This window comes from uncultured Parasphingorhabdus sp. (assembly GCF_963975735.1).
Lineage (GTDB): Bacteria > Pseudomonadota > Alphaproteobacteria > Sphingomonadales > Sphingomonadaceae > Parasphingorhabdus.
Window position 1 is genome coordinate 71,639 of record NZ_CAXBIA010000006.1, and the last position, 17,633, is coordinate 89,271.

20 protein-coding genes are annotated in these 17,633 nt (G+C 56.7%); 6 read left to right on the forward strand and 14 right to left on the reverse strand.

Annotated elements, in window-relative coordinates:
- Positions 1-69: 69 nt before the first annotated feature.
- Positions 70-621 (reverse strand): glycosyl hydrolase 108 family protein, encoded by a 552-nt coding sequence (locus tag AACZ86_RS09125; protein ID WP_339691633.1) that lies wholly within the window; start codon positions 619-621, stop codon positions 70-72.
- 217 nt (positions 622-838) lie between these two features.
- On the opposite strand from AACZ86_RS09125, the gene AACZ86_RS09130 reads away from it, so the two are divergent.
- The 5 genes from AACZ86_RS09130 (at position 839) to AACZ86_RS09150 (ending at position 5,065) form a co-directional block, all read left to right on the forward strand.
- Positions 839-1,198: a hypothetical protein gene (locus AACZ86_RS09130; protein ID WP_339691636.1), complete on the forward strand. Its 360-nt coding sequence runs from the start codon at positions 839-841 to the stop codon at positions 1,196-1,198.
- Between the two features lie 42 nt (positions 1,199-1,240).
- Positions 1,241-1,864, forward strand: a complete 624-nt coding sequence (locus AACZ86_RS09135) for a hypothetical protein (protein WP_339691637.1) — start codon at positions 1,241-1,243, stop codon at positions 1,862-1,864.
- Between the two features lie 114 nt (positions 1,865-1,978).
- A complete protein-coding gene (locus AACZ86_RS09140) occupies positions 1,979-2,791 on the forward strand; it encodes a universal stress protein (RefSeq protein ID WP_339691639.1) in 813 nt (270 codons plus the stop codon).
- Positions 2,792-2,919: 128 nt separating this feature from the next.
- On the forward strand, positions 2,920-4,440 hold the full coding sequence (locus AACZ86_RS09145) for a PAS domain S-box protein (protein WP_339691640.1): 1,521 nt from the start codon (positions 2,920-2,922) through the stop codon (positions 4,438-4,440).
- The gene (locus AACZ86_RS09150) at positions 4,430-5,065 is read left to right on the forward strand and encodes a response regulator (RefSeq protein WP_339691642.1); all 636 of its coding nucleotides are present in this window, start codon (positions 4,430-4,432) and stop codon (positions 5,063-5,065) included. Before AACZ86_RS09145 ends, AACZ86_RS09150 begins: the two co-directional genes overlap by 11 nt.
- 14 nt (positions 5,066-5,079) lie before the next feature.
- On the opposite strand, the gene AACZ86_RS09155 is transcribed toward AACZ86_RS09150, so the two are convergent.
- The 12 genes from AACZ86_RS09155 to ggt form a co-directional block, all read right to left on the reverse strand.
- On the reverse strand, positions 5,080-5,313 hold the full coding sequence (locus AACZ86_RS09155; protein ID WP_339691644.1) for a hypothetical protein: 234 nt from the start codon (positions 5,311-5,313) through the stop codon (positions 5,080-5,082).
- Entirely contained in the window at positions 5,310-5,465 is a 156-nt protein-coding gene (ccoS, locus tag AACZ86_RS09160) for a cbb3-type cytochrome oxidase assembly protein CcoS (RefSeq protein ID WP_339691647.1), read from the reverse strand. Before ccoS ends, AACZ86_RS09155 begins: the two co-directional genes overlap by 4 nt.
- Positions 5,462-7,585 (reverse strand): heavy metal translocating P-type ATPase, encoded by a 2,124-nt coding sequence (locus AACZ86_RS09165; protein WP_339691650.1) that lies wholly within the window; start codon positions 7,583-7,585, stop codon positions 5,462-5,464. Before AACZ86_RS09165 ends, ccoS begins: the two co-directional genes overlap by 4 nt.
- Positions 7,582-8,058: a FixH family protein gene (locus AACZ86_RS09170; protein ID WP_339691651.1), complete on the reverse strand. Its 477-nt coding sequence runs from the start codon at positions 8,056-8,058 to the stop codon at positions 7,582-7,584. The genes AACZ86_RS09165 and AACZ86_RS09170 overlap by 4 nt, the downstream gene beginning before the upstream one ends.
- A complete protein-coding gene (gene ccoG / locus AACZ86_RS09175) occupies positions 8,055-9,512 on the reverse strand; it encodes a cytochrome c oxidase accessory protein CcoG (protein ID WP_339691762.1) in 1,458 nt (485 codons plus the stop codon). Before ccoG ends, AACZ86_RS09170 begins: the two co-directional genes overlap by 4 nt.
- Positions 9,499-10,434, reverse strand: coding sequence for a cytochrome-c oxidase, cbb3-type subunit III (ccoP, locus tag AACZ86_RS09180; RefSeq protein ID WP_339691653.1), 936 nt, complete (start codon positions 10,432-10,434; stop codon positions 9,499-9,501). The genes ccoG and ccoP overlap by 14 nt, the downstream gene beginning before the upstream one ends.
- Positions 10,427-10,588, reverse strand: a complete 162-nt coding sequence (locus tag AACZ86_RS09185; protein WP_339691655.1) for a cbb3-type cytochrome c oxidase subunit 3 — start codon at positions 10,586-10,588, stop codon at positions 10,427-10,429. Before AACZ86_RS09185 ends, ccoP begins: the two co-directional genes overlap by 8 nt.
- On the reverse strand, positions 10,585-11,319 hold the full coding sequence (gene ccoO, locus AACZ86_RS09190; protein ID WP_339691657.1) for a cytochrome-c oxidase, cbb3-type subunit II: 735 nt from the start codon (positions 11,317-11,319) through the stop codon (positions 10,585-10,587). Before ccoO ends, AACZ86_RS09185 begins: the two co-directional genes overlap by 4 nt.
- A 13-nt stretch (positions 11,320-11,332) precedes the next feature.
- The gene (ccoN, locus tag AACZ86_RS09195; RefSeq protein WP_339691658.1) at positions 11,333-12,991 is read right to left on the reverse strand and encodes a cytochrome-c oxidase, cbb3-type subunit I; all 1,659 of its coding nucleotides are present in this window, start codon (positions 12,989-12,991) and stop codon (positions 11,333-11,335) included.
- Between the two features lie 100 nt (positions 12,992-13,091).
- Positions 13,092-13,787 carry an endonuclease/exonuclease/phosphatase family protein gene (locus AACZ86_RS09200; RefSeq protein ID WP_339691659.1) on the reverse strand — a complete coding sequence of 232 codons (696 nt, stop codon included), beginning with the start codon at positions 13,785-13,787 and terminating at the stop codon, positions 13,092-13,094.
- An 18-nt stretch (positions 13,788-13,805) separates the two neighbouring features.
- The gene (locus AACZ86_RS09205; RefSeq protein ID WP_339691661.1) at positions 13,806-14,351 is read right to left on the reverse strand and encodes a DsrE family protein; all 546 of its coding nucleotides are present in this window, start codon (positions 14,349-14,351) and stop codon (positions 13,806-13,808) included.
- 46 nt (positions 14,352-14,397) lie between these two features.
- Positions 14,398-16,188, reverse strand: a complete 1,791-nt coding sequence (ggt, locus tag AACZ86_RS09210; RefSeq protein ID WP_339691664.1) for a gamma-glutamyltransferase — start codon at positions 16,186-16,188, stop codon at positions 14,398-14,400.
- 342 nt (positions 16,189-16,530) lie between these two features.
- Between ggt and AACZ86_RS09215 the strand changes: the two genes are divergently transcribed.
- The gene (locus tag AACZ86_RS09215) at positions 16,531-17,232 is read left to right on the forward strand and encodes a PEPxxWA-CTERM sorting domain-containing protein (RefSeq protein WP_339691666.1); all 702 of its coding nucleotides are present in this window, start codon (positions 16,531-16,533) and stop codon (positions 17,230-17,232) included.
- A gap of 156 nt (positions 17,233-17,388) precedes the next feature.
- Here AACZ86_RS09215 and AACZ86_RS09220 read toward each other — a convergent pair whose 3' ends face one another.
- Positions 17,389-17,577 (reverse strand): hypothetical protein, encoded by a 189-nt coding sequence (locus tag AACZ86_RS09220; RefSeq protein ID WP_339691668.1) that lies wholly within the window; start codon positions 17,575-17,577, stop codon positions 17,389-17,391.
- Positions 17,578-17,633 lie beyond the last annotated feature (56 nt).

Sequence of the window (17,633 nt, forward strand, 5' to 3'; positions counted from 1 at the left end):
GAGTCTGAAGACGCTTGGTGGACTTGACAAACTTTACACGGTTATAGAAAAAATAAATTTTGGCGGAATTCAGCCGATCCGGTTAGCCAGCCAGCCATAAAGGAAGGCCTGGTTAGCCGGACGTGTTTCCGCAAGTTTGATATAGTGGGCGCCCTGGAGCGCCTCGATCGCCTTGAGCAGTACGGTCTTGCCTTGTGGGCCTCGTTTGCGCAAAAACGCTTCAAGAGCAGCCAGCGTCTTTCTGCCAATTTCACAGTCGACAGAGATATCCCCATAGTCGCGTCCGTTGCGGTTGAGCGCATTGAGTGCGCGCTGCAGAAAGCCCGTGGCCGTCCTTGTTCCCATATTGATCCCGGTATCAAATAGTTCGGCCGCGATATCCGTTGCATGTCGGGCGATCTGGTCAAAACCCGGCCGCAGCCAATATTTGTCTTTGTAAATTGCAGCGGCATTCTCGCGCGGGAAATGCCGCATATCGCCAGCATAGCCATGAGCCCGAGCGACGGTTTCGGTGACGCCCCATCGGGTCGGGCCACCCCGGTCCGCGGGATGATTTGAGTAATCGCCTTCAAGCTTTATGACGTCGTCAATCAACATATCGATATCGTTGGAATTGGGCATAGGAGGAATCGCCTTTCTTTGTGGAAGGGCGTGAATATAACCTATTTGGTTAGTTGTAGGAAAGGGCGTGGCGACCGACGAGCGAACCTCCACAAATATGCGTTCTGCCGACATCCATCGAGATCTCAACATTCTCGACTTTTATTCGCGAAATTATCATTCCCACTACGCAACATTGCGTATCGCGCGTACGAGTGCATTCGCCCAAACACATTGCATGACCTGGAAAACAATCCGCCTTGAACTGGCCCGAACCGCTGACCATCCCAATGGCTCGTCAGCCCATGCATATGTCTTTCGCGTTCCGTTGAACGATGATGGCTTCATTGAACCGGAGGCGCTGAAGCAGGCCGAAAAACGGCCTGTTGTACGGCGGTTCTGGCCAGGGGAAGCCGATCAGAGCGGGGTGGTCATTGCATCGCCCAAGGGATGGGTCTTTTCCTACAAAGTCGGCGATGACGATGATGAAAGCATTTTCAGGCTCAAGGATCATCCGCTCAAGGTCGGCGAATATCTGACGATCACGGAAACCGATGGCAGCGAACTGCCGTTTCGCGTCATCAGCTGTCACGAATGAAGACCGATTGAGATATTAGGGGGAAGATTTATGTCCAAGAGAATGAACATTGCAGGCTTCCTGTCGGTCGCAGCACTGGCGCTGACACTGGCGAGCAGTCCCGCCGCAGCGCAATGCGCGATTGGCTCTGATCCGTTGTCTGACCCGTTCGCGCCCTATGAAGAGCCGGGCGCAATCGTTCACAAGGAAAGCGGTTTCGTATTTCCTGCGACAGTCGCGGGATTTCGCCGTCAGTGTGAAATGACGACCGATTTTTCCGGCAATAATTTCGAGATCGGCTATCTGCGCGATTTCGAAGATCATGAAATAGAAATCAAGATCGCGATTATCCATCTCGAGCAATTGAATGCCGAGGATCATTACAAGATCGTAAAACCCGACATGCTGTCACAATATTCAAGCGCTGCCGTTGTTTCGGAGGGAGAGTATTTTGTGTCGGGACGTCCCGATATCGCCGCCTATCAGGGCATTTTTGACGGCGACAGCGATGGAGTGCCCTGGCATTTCAGCGTGACCGCGCTGGACTATGGTTATTGGGATGCGCGGTTGACGGCTGCCTACCCGCAGGAAGTCGATACCGCAGCACAAGAGGCGATCATGGAATTGATCACGGCCTTCCAGTGGCAGACACCGACCGTTGGAAATACAGAAAAAACGACACCGTGAACGGAGCGGCGAATCTCTATCCGTATTATTCCTTATATAGGCCATGAATTTGCCTAGCTAGTCTTCACCCAATGTCCGGGCCTGAGCGGGACATGCAATTTCGGGAGACTATATATGAAATCCGTGCTGCTATATATTGCCGATGATGAAGGCTTTGAGGCCCGTTTTCAGGCGGCACTCGACTTGACCCGTTCGCTGGGTGGGCATCTTCATTGCCTGCGCGCCAATCCCTACAACTCGCAAATGGCTTTTGATGGCGTCACCGGCATATCGGTGATGTACGATATCAGCCAGATGTCGCGTGAACTGGACGAAAAGCTGCGGGCGGAGATCGAAAGGCGTCTCGCCGATGAAGACGTGTCCTGGGATTATCAGGAAGTAAACGCCGATCCCGCGCGCGGGCTCTCCAAAAATTCCGCCTTGGTCGATATCATTGTTCTGAGCTCTGCCAGTCAGGATAAAGATAACGCCTTGCCGCTCGGAATTTTGGGCGACGTCCTGTTTAATGCGACCGCTCCGGTCATTGTTCAACCTGACGATGTGAAAAAGTTCGACGCCTGTGGTACTGCTCTGGTTGCCTGGAACGGTAGTCTGGAAGCGGGCAATGCGTTACGCGCTGCGGTGCCCTTGCTGAAAATGGCCAGCGACGTCCATATCCTGACGGTCGAGGAGGACAAGGATCACGACCTTCCGCAGCTCGCCGCATCCGAATATCTTGCCTATCATGGTATCAAGTCCGAAATTCACAGCCCCCCGGCGGGTAAAATTTCGGTGGATGTCACGCTGCTCGCAGAAGCGAAAAATGTGAAGGCCGAATATATTGTCATGGGCGCTTATGGTCACAGCCGGGCGAGAGAGTTTCTATTTGGCGGCGTAACGCGCAACCTCTTCAAAAACTGCCACATCCCGCTTGTTGTTTCCCACTGAGTGGCCACGAGTTTCAGCATAGACAGATCAGATTTTCTTATGGCAATGCGCTCATTTTGTGTAGGATATGCATATTCGCTAGTGGCGATGGGTCGGCCAAGGGATAGACATAGCAAGTGCGCGAAACGATGGCCTTTGACACAAAGCAGCTTCCTTATCTGGAATCTATCCTGTCCGGGCTGCCGAACTGCGTCATGATTGTGGATCGTGACCTGCAGCCGATCAACTGCAGTATCGCAGGGCTGAATATTCTGGGTGTGTCCAGTTTCGCGGAGCTACCCCAAGGTGCGCCGGGGTCTTGCGTAGCCGAGGGCCATCGAACTTTTTTCAACGACGCCATGTTGAGCGCCTTTGATGCGCGCCCGAGCAGGAATATCGAACCGTTCGAAGTGAAGCTGGAGTTTCCGGACGGACGTTCGATGCTTGCACTATGTAATCTGGCTTCGTTGGCTAATCCGAAGGGTGATATCGATGCTGTGATGATATCCTTTCAGGATTTGACCGCACTCCGAACGACCGAAAGCAAACTGGACAGCGCCAATTCCATATTGAAATCGATCCTGACGACGATACCCGACGCCATGATCGTGATTGATGAATATGGTCTGGTCAGCTCTTTCAGCGCCACGGCAGAAAAGATGTTCGGCTATGATCAGGAAGAGATAATTGGTAAAAATGTCAAAGTCTTGATGCCCGAACCTTATAGAGCGGCGCATGACGGCTATATCGAGCGCTATATCGAAACCAATGAAAAGCGGATTATCGGTATCGGGCGAACCGTCGTCGGCTGCCGCAAGGATGGCACGACCTTTCCGCTGCAACTGGAAGTCGGGGAAGCAAAAATTGGTGAAGAGCGCTATTTTACCGGCTTCATCATCGACCTGACCGAGAAAAAGCAGACTGAAGCGGAACTGCAGTCGCTCCAGGCGGATCTGGCTCATGCCTCGCGCCTGAGCGCCGTCGGAACTTTGGCCTCCGCGCTCGCCCATGAGATCAACCAGCCGCTAACCGCGATCGCCAATTATCTGTCTGCAGCGCGCGACATGATGGATGGTGATTTGGCGGAGAACCGGGAGTTTTTCCGCGAAGCGCTGCAGGAAAGCGTGTCCGAGAGCTTGCGGGCAGGGACCATTGTCCGCCGGCTGAGGGAATTTGTATCGCGGGGGGAGATCAACCGGCGGGTTTTGTCCATTGCCCAGGTGGTGGAAGACGCGACCGTTCTCGGCATGATCGGAGCGCAGGAAAAAGGCGTGCAATTCTCGATCGATATCGCGCCCGATACCAATCATGTTTTTGTCGATCGCGTGCAAATACAGCAAGTGATGGTTAATCTGATGCGCAATGCCATCGAAGCGATGGCCGATAGCGTTACCAAAAAACTGCATATTGGCGTTACGTCGATTGATGATGACCGGGTGGAAATAGCTGTAACGGACAGCGGATCCGGCATTGATCAGGAGTTGGGACACAGGCTATTCGACCCTTTTGCCAGCACCAAGGGAGACGGCATGGGCCTGGGCCTTTCGATCTGCCGGACGATTATCGAGGCGCATGGCGGGTCAATCGGGGTCGAACCCAATCCCGAAGGCGGGACGATATTCAGGATAACGCTGGAAAAAGCAGGACAGGAGCAAGATGATGAGCAATGAAAGGCTGGTCTATGTCGTCGACGACGATGATTCCGTCCGGCGATCCGCTGCATTCATGTTGCGGCACGCGGGATTCAAGGTTGAACCGGTCGAGTCCGGGGTGGCCTTTCTGAAGCTGGCGAAAGGCGCGGAACGGGGCTGTGTGCTGCTGGATGTACGCATGCCGGAAATGGACGGCCTGCAGGTGCAGCAGCAGATGATCAAGGATGGGATAGATATGCCCGTGGTCATTCTGACCGGCCATGGCGATGTCGAAATCGCGGTCCAGGCGATGCGGGCCGGGGCGATCAATTTCCTCGAAAAACCCTATGAGAAAGAAGCGCTGATCGCGGCGATGGAAGAAGCGTTCTCGCGACTGGAAAATAGCGAACTCAAGGAAATGGCGGCATCCGAAGCGAAAGTCCGGCTCGCCTGCCTGACCGGACGGGAGCAGGATGTGCTGGAGGGTCTGATGACCGGCTATCCGAACAAGACTATCGCCTATGATCTCGGTATCTCGCCACGCACTGTGGAAATCTATCGCGCCAATATGATGGAGAAACTGCGCGTTCGCAGTCTGGCCGAGGCTTTGCGTATCGGTTTTGCGGCGGAAAGTGGTAATGATCAGAGCGGCGAGGCGAAATAGCGGGCTGTCTAAGCTCAGCTTTTCGGACTTTTCTTGCGTGACAGGCAGGCGTGGCACGGTTTCGCGCAATCATTCTCGCCATCATCCTGTTCGACAGGAATAGAAACGCTTCGTACCTCGCCATCGGCGGTACAAAGCTCGATATTCATCATCTCGGATTTTGCCGACAGCGGCATAGCGGCAAGCGGAAGCGCGATTGCCGCGATTGCCCATTGACTGAGTCGGGACCTTCTTATGACGCCGATCATGATGGTTCGTCTTCCTCCTCGTCGATCAACACCCGCTGGGCGGCGCCGTCGAGATCTTCGAACTGGTCGTGGCGCATCGCCCAGAAAAAGAAGGTCAGTCCACATATTCCCATAAACAGCGCTACCGGGATCAGGATCGCCAGGCCGCTCATTTTGCCGCTCCGTTCAGCCGCAGCGCATTGCCAACGACGATCAGCGACGACAAAGACATCGCAATAGCGGCGATCAGCGGCGTGACCATGCCGGTGAGCGCCAGCGGGACGGCGAAGATATTATAGCCGATGGCGAGAGCGAAATTCTGGTGGACGATCTGCATCGTGCGCCGCGCGACCCTGACCGAAAGCGCTATGGGCATCAGAGAATCGCTGGTGAATACCGCGTCGGCAGCTTGCTGGCCAACATCGCTGGCGGTGCCGGGAGCGATCGAGACATGAGCAGCGGCAAGGGCAGGGCCGTCGTTCAGGCCATCGCCCACCATCAGCACCTTGTAGCCACTATCGGTCAGGCGGGTGATGGCTTCGACCTTGTCCTGCGGTGAAGCGCCTGCTTGAGCGCTCAGGCCAAGAGCATCCGCAACAAGGGAAACGGAGCGATTATTGTCACCGGAGATTATCGAGGAAGGCAAGCCCTGCGTCTGCAAACTGGCTATGGCCGCCAATGCGTCGGGCCGGATTTCATCGCGCAACTGGATCACGACACTTTTGCCGCCGACGGTCAGCTGGCTGGATAGGTGATCCTCCGACTTTTCCGGCTTGCCAAGCATCGCCCCGATATCGCCCCAACGCGCCGCCATGCCTTCGCCGGGCAATTCCTGAATGTCTTCAAGCTCCGCCGGTTCGATATTCTGCGCGAGCAACCCGGTGCGAATGCCCTTGCTGACCGGATGGCGACTGGCTTGTGCGAGGGCGAGAGTGATTTGCTTCTGACCGAGGTCGAGATCATCGAGATTGACTGGTACCGGACGGCCCAAGGTCAGGGTGCCGGTCTTGTCAAAAAGCGCATAGTCGACCTCTGCCAGCCGCTCCAGAGCGCTGCCGTCCTTGACCATCACGCCCTTGCGGAGCAGCGCGCCGGAGGCGACGACCTGCGCAGCGGGCACCGCGAGGCCAAGAGCGCAGGGGCAGGTGATGATCAGCACCGCGACCGCGATCAGCAAGGACTGGTGCCAGCCCGCGCCGACGATCATCCAGAAGGCAAAGGCCAGGAGAGCGAGACTATGGACGGCCGGCGCATAATAGCGGGCGGCCCGGTCGGCGATGCGCACGTAGAAGGAACGACGCTGACCCGCTTCGTCCATCAACCGCGCGATGTCCGAAACACTCGTGTCTTCGCCGGTTGCCGTGACCCGCACCACGACGGGCGATGTCAGGTTAAGCGTCCCTGCGAGGACCATATCGTCTTTCGATCTGGGCTGCGGCACGCTTTCGCCGGTCATCAGAGAGCAGTCGAAACTGCTGGAGCCCGAGACGATAATCCCGTCGGCAGCGAGGCTTTCCCCGGCTGCAACCATCATCTGCATCTCGGGAAGTAAATCCTTGGAAGCGACCCAGCGGGTGTTTCCGTCATCTTCCAGCACCATTGCGCCCGGGGCGGTCTGTTTGAGCAATGCGCCAATGCCCTCACGAGCGCGGTCGCGCATCATGCCATCGAGCACACGACCGGCGAGCAGGAAGAACAGCAACATCACCGCACCGTCAAAATAGGCATGTTCGCCGCCGGTAGCGGTTTCGTAGATGCTCAGGCCGGTAGCCAGCAATATGCCGATCGAGATCGGTACGTCCATGTTGGTCCGGCCGTAACGCAAGGCCATGGCGGCGGACGCAAAAAATGGACGTCCCGCGTAAGAGATTACGGGGATGGCAATCAGCGCTGACAACCAGTGGAACAGATCGCGGGTGACCCCGGCCGCGCCCGACCAGACGCTGACCGACAGCAGCATGATATTCATCATCCCGAAACCGGCGACCGCGAGCGCGCGGATCAGCTTGTCGGTGCTGCCTTTCTCTTCGGACAGCGGATTATCGGCAAGTATCTGGGCTTCAAAACCGAGCGTCTCGATTTCGCGCCTGAGCTGGTCGTCGGGCAATTCCGGCAGATGCGATATCGCAACTTGCTTGGTCGAGAAATTCACCCGCGAGGAAACGATGCCCGGCACCGCGTTCAGGCCGTTCTCGATTTTCGAAATGCAACCAGCGCAGCGGATCGCAGGGACGGCAAACCGCGACACGATCAGACGGGACTGGCCGTCGTTTATGGGCGCAATCGCATTCACCAGATATCCCGAACCACGCGCATATCCTTGCCGTCCTGGGTGATGATGATCTTCAGTTTCCAGCGGCCTGCGGGCAATTTTTCGACGCTGTGGAATTCGCCTGAGCTGGCTTGGGTAAAGCTGATCTCGAAAGGGTCTGCCTGTCCGATGGGATGTTCCGCGATGCCGGTCATGGTCGCTTGTTGCAATGGAGTGCTGGCAGCCGTCGTGATTGTGATGGTGGCCTTGTCCGCCTTGCGGAGGGCAGGCGACACGGTCCAGCCATGGGCCTGCTGGGTGCGGGCCTCAGCCAGCCAGTCATTATATTTCTGGCTTGCGACATAGCTGTTGTCGACCACGGTGCCGCTGAATGTTGACAGGGCGAACCGCGCCATGACCATGTTGACGCAGACAACCACCGCGAAAAAGGCGACGATTATCGCTGCTGCATGATAGCCGGTGAATTTTTTCACCTCGGTTGGTCGTCCCGTCATTCGCCTGTCTCCGGCCGTTCGAAAAATACCTCGTCAATATCCTTAGCCTCGGGATCGTCGGCGGCGGTTACCGTAAGGGCGAATTCCTCTCGCGTGGGGCCTGTGCCCGGAGCGGCGACGTAGATCCGCAGTCTGGCTATGCTATCGGCGGCCACCTCGGTGGTCAGGGCCTGCCCCGCCGTTTCCCGCGAACCGGCGTTGGACCACATGGCCCCGCCCTCGATCGCCGTCATGCCGATAATCATCTGGCGCGGACGGTTTTCCATATTGCGCAGATTGATCGTATAGCTGTTGCGCACATGACCGTCGGCAAGCTGGACATAGACCGGGTTGCGGTCATGATTGGCGCTGATGTCGATACGGGTACGATTGCCGACCGCGAACAGCATTGCCAGGCCGATTGCACCCCAGATCGAGGAATATAGAATCGTGCGTGGCCGCAACAAGGTTTTCAGGATCGGATTGTGCGGCTTGCCCGCTTTTTCCAGCTCGGCATCTTCCAGTGTCGCATAGTCGATCAGGCCGCGCGGGCGTCCGACCTGATCCATCACCTTGTCACAGGCGTCGATGCACAGCGCGCAGGTGATGCAGCCGATTTGTGGTCCTTCACGGATATCAATACCGGTCGGGCAGACAGCGACGCATTGATTGCAGTCGATGCAGTCGCCAAAGCTGCCGGGCTGAGCCTCGGCCTTTTTCACGCTGCCGCGGGGCTCGCCGCGCCAGTCCTTGTAGGTGACGGTCAGCGACTTTTCGTCCATCATCGCGGTCTGGATACGCGGCCACGGGCACATGTAGATGCACACCTGCTCGCGCATGAAACCGCCGAAGATGAAGGTCGTCAGGGTGAGAACACCAACCGTGGCATAAGCGACAAAGGCGGCCTGACCGGTCCAGAAATCCACAACCAGGGTCGGGGCGTCGGCGAAATACATGATCCAAGCGCCGCCGGTCCAGAAACCGATAAACAGCCATACGGACCATTTCAGCATCCGCTTGCCGATTTTCTTCGGACCCCATGGTGCTTCCTGCAAACGGAACTGGGCGTTGCGGTCGCCGTCGATGGCGCGTTCGACGTGCTGGAACAGGTCGGTCCAGACGGTTTGCGGACAGGAATAGCCGCACCACGCGCGGCCGACGGCCGATGTGACCAGGAATAGCCCGATACCCGCCATCACCAGCATGCCGGCGACGTAGTAAAATTCATGCGGCCAGATTTCGATGCCGAACATGTAGAAGCGCCGGTTGGCCAGATCGACCAGTACCGCCTGATTGGGCGCATAAGGCCCGCGGTCCCAGCGAATCCACGGAGTGATATAATAGATGCCGAGCGTGATCGCCATGATCACCCATTTCAGCCGCCGGAACGTGCCGTTTACCGCCTTGGGAAAGACATTCTTGCGCGCTTCGTAGAGTTTTAGCTCGGGATCGTTGATTTCTTTAGGATTGCTCATCATTCCCGCTCTCAGCCTTGGCTTCTACCGCGGGTGCCGCGACCAGAGGCTTTTCGCCACCGCCGAGAGAATGGACATAGGCCGCCAGCATACGGATCGTAGCCGGATCGAGCCTCTGTCCCCAGCGCGGCATGACGCCGTAACGGGCATTGGTGATGGTGTCGGTCAGTGAAGCGCGGTCGAGGCCATAGAGACTGATCGCATCGGCGAGGTTGGGCGCACCCTGGACGCGGTCACCGGTACCATCCGCTCCGTGACAGACCGCGCAATTGGCTTCAAATAGAGCCGCACCGCGCTTCGACGCCGAACTTTGTTGTTCACGGCCCGACAATAGCCGGACATATGAGACTAGATCCTGAATCTGGTTCGACTGCAATATGCCATCCCTGCCGAAGGCCGGCATTTGCGAGAAGCGGGTCTCGTCGTGATCCGGATTACGGATTCCATGGATCAGCGTATATTCAATCGTTTCCAGATCACCGCCCCACAGCCAGTCATCGTCGTTGAGATTGGGATAGCCGATCGATCCCGCTGCGCCCGAGCCGTGGCATTGTACGCAATGAACCTTGAACGCCGAACGACCGCCTTCAATCGCCTGTTGCAGCAATTGCGGGTTGTTGCTCATCTCATTGATATCCTGGGATACCAGAGCTGCGCGGATCGGTTCGAGCTCTTTCTCCCGCTCTGCGACGGCACTCTCATATTCTCCGCGGCTGCTCCATCCGAGCAGCCCTTCGCTGGCAGAATTGAGCATCGGGATCGCCGGATAAAGAATGACATAGCCGATCGCCCAGACGATTGTGGCGTAAAGGGTCCAGAGCCACCAGCGCGGCATCGGGGTATCAAGTTCCTCGATGCCATCCCATTCATGGCCAACGGTTTCGGTGCCGGTTGGTTCGTCGACGCGTCTTTTGTCAGACATCTGTTTTGTCCTCGTCAAAAATCATATGGGCGGCTTCTTTATGATTGCGTCCGGCGCCCGGACGGAATGTCCAGCCGATCAGCGTCAGGAACACCGCCGTCATGAACAACAGGCCCCAGCTGTCGGCAAAATGGCGGAGCGCATCATAGTTCATCGTGGCTGCTCCAGCGCTTCGCCTGCCTCGAAATCAACCAATGTACCGATCATTTGCAAATAGGCGATCAGCGCGTCCATTTCGCTGAGACGGTCAGGATTGCCATCAAAATCGCGGATCTGCACCTTGGGGTAGCGCTTTTCCAGGTCGGCCGAACTGGCGAACGGGTCAACCTGGGTCAGTAAATCCTCATTGGCCTTGGCAATCGATTCCTTGGAATAGGGAACACCGACCCGCGAAAGAGCGCGCAGATGGTCGCCCATGTCGCCGGCTTTCAGTTCCTTTTCGGCAAGAAAGGCATAAGGCGGCATATTTGATTCCGGAACGACGGCGCGGGGATCGGTCAGATGCTGGACGTGCCATTCATCCGAATAACGGCCTCCGACGCGGGCCAGATCCGGCCCGGTGCGCTTGGAGCCCCACTGGAAAGGGTGATCGTACATCGATTCCGCGGCCAGCGAATAATGACCGTAGCGCTCAACTTCGTCGCGGAACGGCCGGATCATCTGGCTGTGGCAGGAATAGCATCCTTCGCGGACATAAATATTGCGGCCAGCCAGTTCGAGCGGAGTATAGGGGCGGACGCCCTCGACTTCCTCGACCGTATTGTCGATCCAGAAGAGCGGCGCGATTTCGACGATCCCCCCGATCATCACCGTGACCAGTGCGAGTACAGCGAGCAAGGTGACGTTGCGCTCGATCTTCTTGTGCTTTTGCGTGAGTGTGGTCATTTTCCTGTCTCCCTCACTCTGCCGGAACCGCGACCAGCGGCTTGTCGGCCTCCGGATCATGGGGTGTCTCGGTCATTGATTTTTCGTCGCGGACTTTGCCGGCTACCGTCATCCAGACATTGTAAACCATGACGGCTGCACCAGCGAGATAGAGCAGGCCACCGGCCGATCTGATGACATACATCGGGAACATCGCCGAGACGACTTCGCTGAAGGCGTAGACGAGATAGCCGTCGTCACCATATTCGCGCCACATCAGGCCCTGCATGATCCCGGCGACCCACATCGAAGCGATGTAGAGAACGATGCCGAGCGTCGCGAGCCAGAAATGCCAGTTGACCATGCGCAGGCTGTACAGGCGTTGGCGGCCCCAAAGGCGCGGCACCATATAGTAGAGCGCGGCAAAGGTGATCATGCCGTTCCAGCCGAGTGCGCCGCTATGGACGTGACCGACGGTCCAGTCGGTATAATGCGACAGGCTGTTGACCGACTTGATCGACATCATCGGACCTTCAAAGGTGCTCATGCCGTAAAAGGCGAGCGCCAGGACCATCATCCGGATGATCGGATCGGTGCGGATCTTGTCCCATGCGCCGTTCAGCGTCATCAGACCGTTGATCATCCCGCCCCAGCTTGGCATCCACAGTACGATCGAGAAAACCATGCCGAGCGTCTGCGCCCAGTCGGGGAGCGCGGTATAATGGAGATGGTGCGGACCGGCCCAGATATAGAGGAAGATCAGCGACCAGAAGTGGATGATCGACAGACGATAGCTGTACACCGGCCGCTCTGCCTGTTTCGGCACGAAATAATACATCATGCCGAGGAAGCCCGCAGTCAGGAAAAATCCGACAGCGTTATGGCCGTACCACCATTGCGTCAGCGCATCCTGGACGCCGGCAAAGGCACTATAGCTTTTTGCGCCGAGCAGACTGACCGGCATGGCCAGGCCATTGACCAGATGCAGCAGCGCCACGGTCAGGATGAAGCTGAGGAAAAACCAGTTGGCAACGTAAATATGGGGTTCGGACCGTTTGACGATGGTGCCGATGAACACGGCTGCATAGCTCACCCAGACGATGGTCAGCCAGATATCGATATACCATTCCGGTTCGGCATATTCCTTGGACTGGGTTACGCCCATAAGATAGCCGGTGGCGGCCAGCACGATGAACAGCTGGTAACCCCAGAAAACAAAGCGGGCGAGACGGGGGAAGGCCAGCCTCGCCCTGCAAGTGCGCTGGACGATATAGAAACTCGTCGCGATTAGCGCATTGCCTCCGAAAGCAAAAATGACGGCAGAAGTGTGGAGCGGGCGGAGCCGCCCGAATGTGGTATATTCCAGACCGAGATTGAGGGCCGGAAAAGCGAGTTGCAGGGCGATATACAATCCGACGAAGAATCCTGCCATGCCCCAGAAAAGCGTGGCGATCACACCCCAGCGGATCGGATCGTCGTCATATTTTCCGGGATCAGCCGGAGCATTCAATATTCCGCGACCGATCGCCGCATAATCAGCCTTGCTGATCGTCACCCATAGCGCGATCAGGCACGCGATCATGATAATCGCCATATGCACGGCGAAACCACCGTCCACCGCCATTACCATTGCAATGAATGCCAGAAACACGAGCGCCAGCCATCCGCCAGCCTTTACCAGTAAATTGTCCATAACGTCCTTCCACGTTGTGTGGAACTGGCGCTACCAGTGTGCTGTTCGGGGCAATATAGGTAGAGTTACGTAGTGCTGTCAGGTGACAGCCGAAGGGACTTTAGCCGAATGCGATTGTCGCCCATACCGGCAGATGATCGGATGCCTTGCGCGCAGCCGGGCTATCGTGGACTCCCGCGGCTGAAGACTGGATATCATCGGAGTGCATGATCCGGTCGAGCGTGGCGATCGGGCTGCGGGAATGAAAGCTCCGGCCGCATTCCACCATCTCGAAAGCCTTGCCAAAATCCTTCAGGCAGCCGCTGGCGGCGCTCCATTCATTGAGATCGCCCATCAGCACGACCGGGACCTCGCGTTGCTTTTCCTGGGCGAGCTTGATGATTGCCGCGGCCTGCCTTCTGCGCCACAGGCCCGACAGATCGAGGTGCATGCCGAAAATCGCCAGCTCTTTGCCCTCCCACTCGCAATGGGCCATGATCGCGCCGCGCGGTTCGAGACAGGGTATATGCATGATATCATGAGCCACCACCGTCGCGGATTTACGGACCAGTATCGCGTTACCGTGCCAGCCCATTGAATCGATCTGCACATCCAGCGGTATAGCGCGATAGTCGCTGTGCATCTCGAGCAGTTTCTGCGGAATAGCCGCAGCCCTCGCGCCAAAGCGGCGGTCAGCCTCCTGCAGTGCGATAATATCTGCATCGATCTCGTTGAGCACATCGATGATCCGACCCGGGTTGCGGCGCCTGTCGGTGCCGACCCCCTTGTGAATATTGTAACTAGCGACCTTCAGCATGGATAATGGTTCACCGGATCAGAACGGGTTGATCGTGAAATCCTGCTGTTGCAGCAGGGCGTGGGCCGTCATCGCGGAGAGCGACATTTGTACGCCCGGCAGCAGGTCAGCGTTGCTGATGCCGTTGGCCGCCGCGCTCTGGCCGCACAGGTAAAATTTCACCCCATATTCCTGCAATTGCGCGATGGCTGCTGCGTTGGCATTTTCAGCACCGTCCCTGCGCGCCGCGAAAAATTCCTGATTTGTCAGATCCAACGATGCGCCGCCATGAACGACTATAGCAAGCTGGATATTCTTCTCCGGAACTCCGGCGGCGACATGCATGTTGATGAAACGCGCAGCGCTTTCGATCGTGCGATTGATCTTGTCCGGTTCAGCCCCCTTGGCCACATCAAAGCTGATCTTGAACATTGCGTCTTTCGTCAGTGGCTCGCTTTGCTGGACCGGAGCCGTCGGGCCGAAATCTGTGAAAACCGGGCCGGGCTTGAAATTTTCCATCTGGGCCGATGCGGGTTGGGCGAGGGCCAGTAGCGGCAACAGGGCGACGAGAAGGGGTTTTTGCATTTTCATTCCAGTTCTTTTTGATTTTTGAGGCAAAGGCGATGCTTGTTCAGTAGCCAATCGCCTGACCGTCTTTGCGCATTTCGGTGGCGCCGGTGTAGACGCCCGTCTCCGCGTCGCGGGTGATCGCCTGATAACCGCCGAACATTGCGCCATTGTCAACGACCTCTACAACATGTCCCATCGCTTTCAGCCTTTCGATCGTTTCCGCCGATATGCCCGGTTCGACATTGAGTATACCCAGCAGATCGGCACCGGTTCCAGCCAGATCATCGGTCGGCTGGCGACCGCCGTCATGGTTGAGACGCGCGGCGTCGCCGGCTTCCTGCAGATTCATGCCATAATCGACCATGTTGATCATCACCTGGACATGGCCCTGCGGCTGCATGCCGCCGCCCATCAGGCCGAACGACATGAACGGTTTGCCGTCCTTCTTCATGAAGGCGGGGATGATCGTCTGGAACGGACGCTTGCCGGGCGCATAGGCATTGGGATGCTTGGCATCGAGCGAGTACAACTCTCCGCGATCCTGAAACATGAAGCCGAGGCCATCGGCGACCAGCCCGCTGCCCATGCCGCGATAATTGGACTGGATCAGCGACACCATCATGCCATCCTTGTCGGCGACGGTGAGATAGGTCGTGTCGCCTTCGCCTTCGAGCTTCGGCTCGCCCGGACCGAAGCCGGGTGTGGCTTTAGCCGGATCGATCAAAGCGAAACGTTCTTTGCCATAATCGTCGGACAGCAGCCATTGCAGCGGGGCAGGGGATGCCTCCGGATCGGCGTAAAAGCGCGCGACATCTTCAAAGGCCAGCCGTTTGGCTTCGGTAATATAATGCAAAACCTCGGCGCTGCCGCGCGGCCATTGGGTCAGATCGACATTTTTGAGGATATTGGCCATTTGCAGCGCCGCGAAGCCTTGCGAGTTAGGTGGCAGCTCGCACAGCTCATAGCCCTTGCGATAGTCGACGCAGCCCGGTTCTACCCAAAGACTGCTGTGGGCGGCGAAATCTTCATAGCGCAGATTGCCGCCAATCCGTTTGAAATAGCCGTCGATCGTCTTGGCAATCTCGCCTTTGTAAAAGGCATCGCGGCCGCCAGTGGCGATTTTTCCGAGCGTGTTGGCGAGATCAGGATTTTTGAACATCTCGCCCGCCTTGGGCGCGCCGTTTTTGAAATAGGTATTCCGCGCATTGTCGAAATCACCGATCATATCCAGGCTTTGCTCGAACCGCTTGAGATTGCTGTCGAGATAATAGCCGATCACCGGCGCGACCGGATGGCCGTCCTTGGCATAAGCGATCGTCGGCGCGAGGATATCGGCCATGCTCAGCTTGCCGAACTTTCCGTGCATTTCGAACCAGGCGTCGACCGTTCCGGGCACCGTGACCGGCATCGGGCCGAAAGGCGGGATGGTCTTGCTGCCCTTCAGCTGCTTGATGAACTGCTTGTAGCTGGTCCCCATCGGGCTTTTGCCCGAACCGTTGAGGCCGTATAATTTCTGCGTCTCGGGATCCCAGATGATCCCGAACATATCGCCGCCGATACCGTTGCCGGTCGGCTCCATCAGCCCCAGCGCCGCGTTTGCCGCAATCGCCGCGTCGACGGCAGAACCTCCCTTTTTCAATATGTCGATGGCGATCTGGCTGGCCAGCGGATGGGCGGTCGCCGCCATGCCATGCTGGGCATAGACCGGGCTGCGCGACCAGGCCTCGCCAACCGGTCGTCCGCCTGCGCCGATATCCAGCGCCGGTTTCTCCGGAGAAGCTGTTTCCTGAGCGGCGGCGGGGCTGACCGTGAAAGCGGCGAGAGCGATGGCGGAAAGGAGCAGGTTGCGCATGTTATCATCCGTCTTGAAGGGCGTGTGCCTCGCGTGGTGCGAGAAGTTTCCACTTTAACCAGTCTGCCTCATGCATCAAGTAGGAACGATAGCGAGTGTCTTGATTAGAAAGGCCGCTTTTGGGCCTTGGCGTTCAAGTTGGACCCATCTCTTCATACGGCCTCAATGGTTGAAAGGGGGACAATTGAAATATGTGCCAAAATGGGAATGATAGTGAAATCTGGGGAATTCTATTGATTATGGCCGTGGTAGCGGTTAACTTTTTGTTAAGAGCTGCGTAATTTGGAGTCGCTTCGATTGATGTGTTCTTTCCCGAAAGGGAGCTACAGGGAGTTTATAATTATGAAAATTTCAGTCTTTGCAGTCGTCGCGACTGGCGCGCTTTTCTCAAGTTCAGCTGCATTTGGTGCAACCACCATTTTCAATGACAGGACATCGTTCGACAGTGCCACTGGCGTTAATACTATCATCGATTTTGAAGGTTGTCCGGGTGGTACTGGTTTATCAAACAACCAGTCGGTGTCGAGCGGCAGCGGTCCATGTTCAGGCGTTGCCGCCGGTATAACCTTTACGCCAGAAAATGGCGGGAATTTTTATATCGCCGCTGCCGGCCAGTCCAGTAATCCAACAATAGCGTTAGGCACAGATTTTCCTCTCGGTGGTGTCATGAGTATTTCTCTCGACAACCCCACTGACGTTTTCGGAGCCGACTTTTTCCAGAATTTTGGTGGCGGTTCTCAAAGTGGAGCCAATGCACCATTCATATTTTACCTGTTCAATGGCGCAACGCTTCTCGACACAATCAACTTTGACGTCGCGTCCGGCGGGGGTTCATTTTTCGGTGTGACTTCAACCAATTCTTTCGATCGAGTAGAACTAGGCCAGACAAATGGCTTTGCAGTCATTGATAATGTTGCATTTGGTTCACTTACCGGAGCAGTTCCAGAGCCAGCGACATGGGCGTTCATGATCTTTGGCTTTGGAGCCATAGGCGGGGCATTGCGCCGTCAACGCAAGGCAAATGTGAAAGTCAGCTACGCTTAATTGCCACACAACAAATGTGTTTCAAAGCCCTGTCGGAGCAATCTGGCGGGGCTTTTTGTTTGTGCGCTAATATGTCCGCGCTGGAAGGGGATCGCGACCGCCGAGATGGATTGCGGCGTTTGTTGGCCAAAATGTCCTGAATTTTATGGTGTAATCTTATTCCAAGCGGATCAATCCCGTTTCGCGCATCAGCGTTTCCAGCTTGATCCCGCTAAAACCATAGGCCATTTTATAGGCTTCATATTGCTCGAGATATTTTGGAGAGGTCTTGTTCTTCCTGATCGCTGTGATCAGCGTGTTTTTTTGCGTCTGCCTCGCGTGGTGCGCGGCCGGTGAACTATCCACTCTAACCAGTCTGCTTCCCGCTTCAAGTGGGAACGGTGGCCAGTGCCTCGATTTTA

Excerpts from the sequence above, each read along its gene's own strand:
- AACZ86_RS09125 (WP_339691633.1), bottom strand. The coding sequence starts at position 621 with ATGCCCAATTCCAACGATATCGATATGTTGATTGACGACGTCATAAAG.
- AACZ86_RS09130 (WP_339691636.1), top strand. The coding sequence starts at position 839 with ATGACCTGGAAAACAATCCGCCTTGAACTGGCCCGAACCGCTGACCAT.
- AACZ86_RS09135 (WP_339691637.1), top strand. The coding sequence starts at position 1,241 with ATGAACATTGCAGGCTTCCTGTCGGTCGCAGCACTGGCGCTGACACTG.
- AACZ86_RS09140 (WP_339691639.1), top strand. The coding sequence starts at position 1,979 with ATGAAATCCGTGCTGCTATATATTGCCGATGATGAAGGCTTTGAGGCC.
- AACZ86_RS09145 (WP_339691640.1), top strand. The coding sequence starts at position 2,920 with ATGGCCTTTGACACAAAGCAGCTTCCTTATCTGGAATCTATCCTGTCC.
- AACZ86_RS09150 (WP_339691642.1), top strand. The coding sequence starts at position 4,430 with ATGAGCAATGAAAGGCTGGTCTATGTCGTCGACGACGATGATTCCGTC.
- AACZ86_RS09155 (WP_339691644.1), bottom strand. The coding sequence starts at position 5,313 with ATGATCGGCGTCATAAGAAGGTCCCGACTCAGTCAATGGGCAATCGCG.
- ccoS (WP_339691647.1), bottom strand. The coding sequence starts at position 5,465 with ATGAGCGGCCTGGCGATCCTGATCCCGGTAGCGCTGTTTATGGGAATA.
- AACZ86_RS09170 (WP_339691651.1), bottom strand. The coding sequence starts at position 8,058 with ATGACGGGACGACCAACCGAGGTGAAAAAATTCACCGGCTATCATGCA.
- ccoG (WP_339691762.1), bottom strand. The coding sequence starts at position 9,512 with ATGAGCAATCCTAAAGAAATCAACGATCCCGAGCTAAAACTCTACGAA.
- ccoP (WP_339691653.1), bottom strand. The coding sequence starts at position 10,434 with ATGTCTGACAAAAGACGCGTCGACGAACCAACCGGCACCGAAACCGTT.
- AACZ86_RS09185 (WP_339691655.1), bottom strand. The coding sequence starts at position 10,588 with ATGAACTATGATGCGCTCCGCCATTTTGCCGACAGCTGGGGCCTGTTG.
- ccoO (WP_339691657.1), bottom strand. The coding sequence starts at position 11,319 with ATGACCACACTCACGCAAAAGCACAAGAAGATCGAGCGCAACGTCACC.
- ccoN (WP_339691658.1), bottom strand. The coding sequence starts at position 12,991 with ATGGACAATTTACTGGTAAAGGCTGGCGGATGGCTGGCGCTCGTGTTT.
- AACZ86_RS09200 (WP_339691659.1), bottom strand. The coding sequence starts at position 13,787 with ATGCTGAAGGTCGCTAGTTACAATATTCACAAGGGGGTCGGCACCGAC.
- AACZ86_RS09205 (WP_339691661.1), bottom strand. The coding sequence starts at position 14,351 with ATGCAAAAACCCCTTCTCGTCGCCCTGTTGCCGCTACTGGCCCTCGCC.
- ggt (WP_339691664.1), bottom strand. The coding sequence starts at position 16,188 with ATGCGCAACCTGCTCCTTTCCGCCATCGCTCTCGCCGCTTTCACGGTC.
- AACZ86_RS09215 (WP_339691666.1), top strand. The coding sequence starts at position 16,531 with ATGAAAATTTCAGTCTTTGCAGTCGTCGCGACTGGCGCGCTTTTCTCA.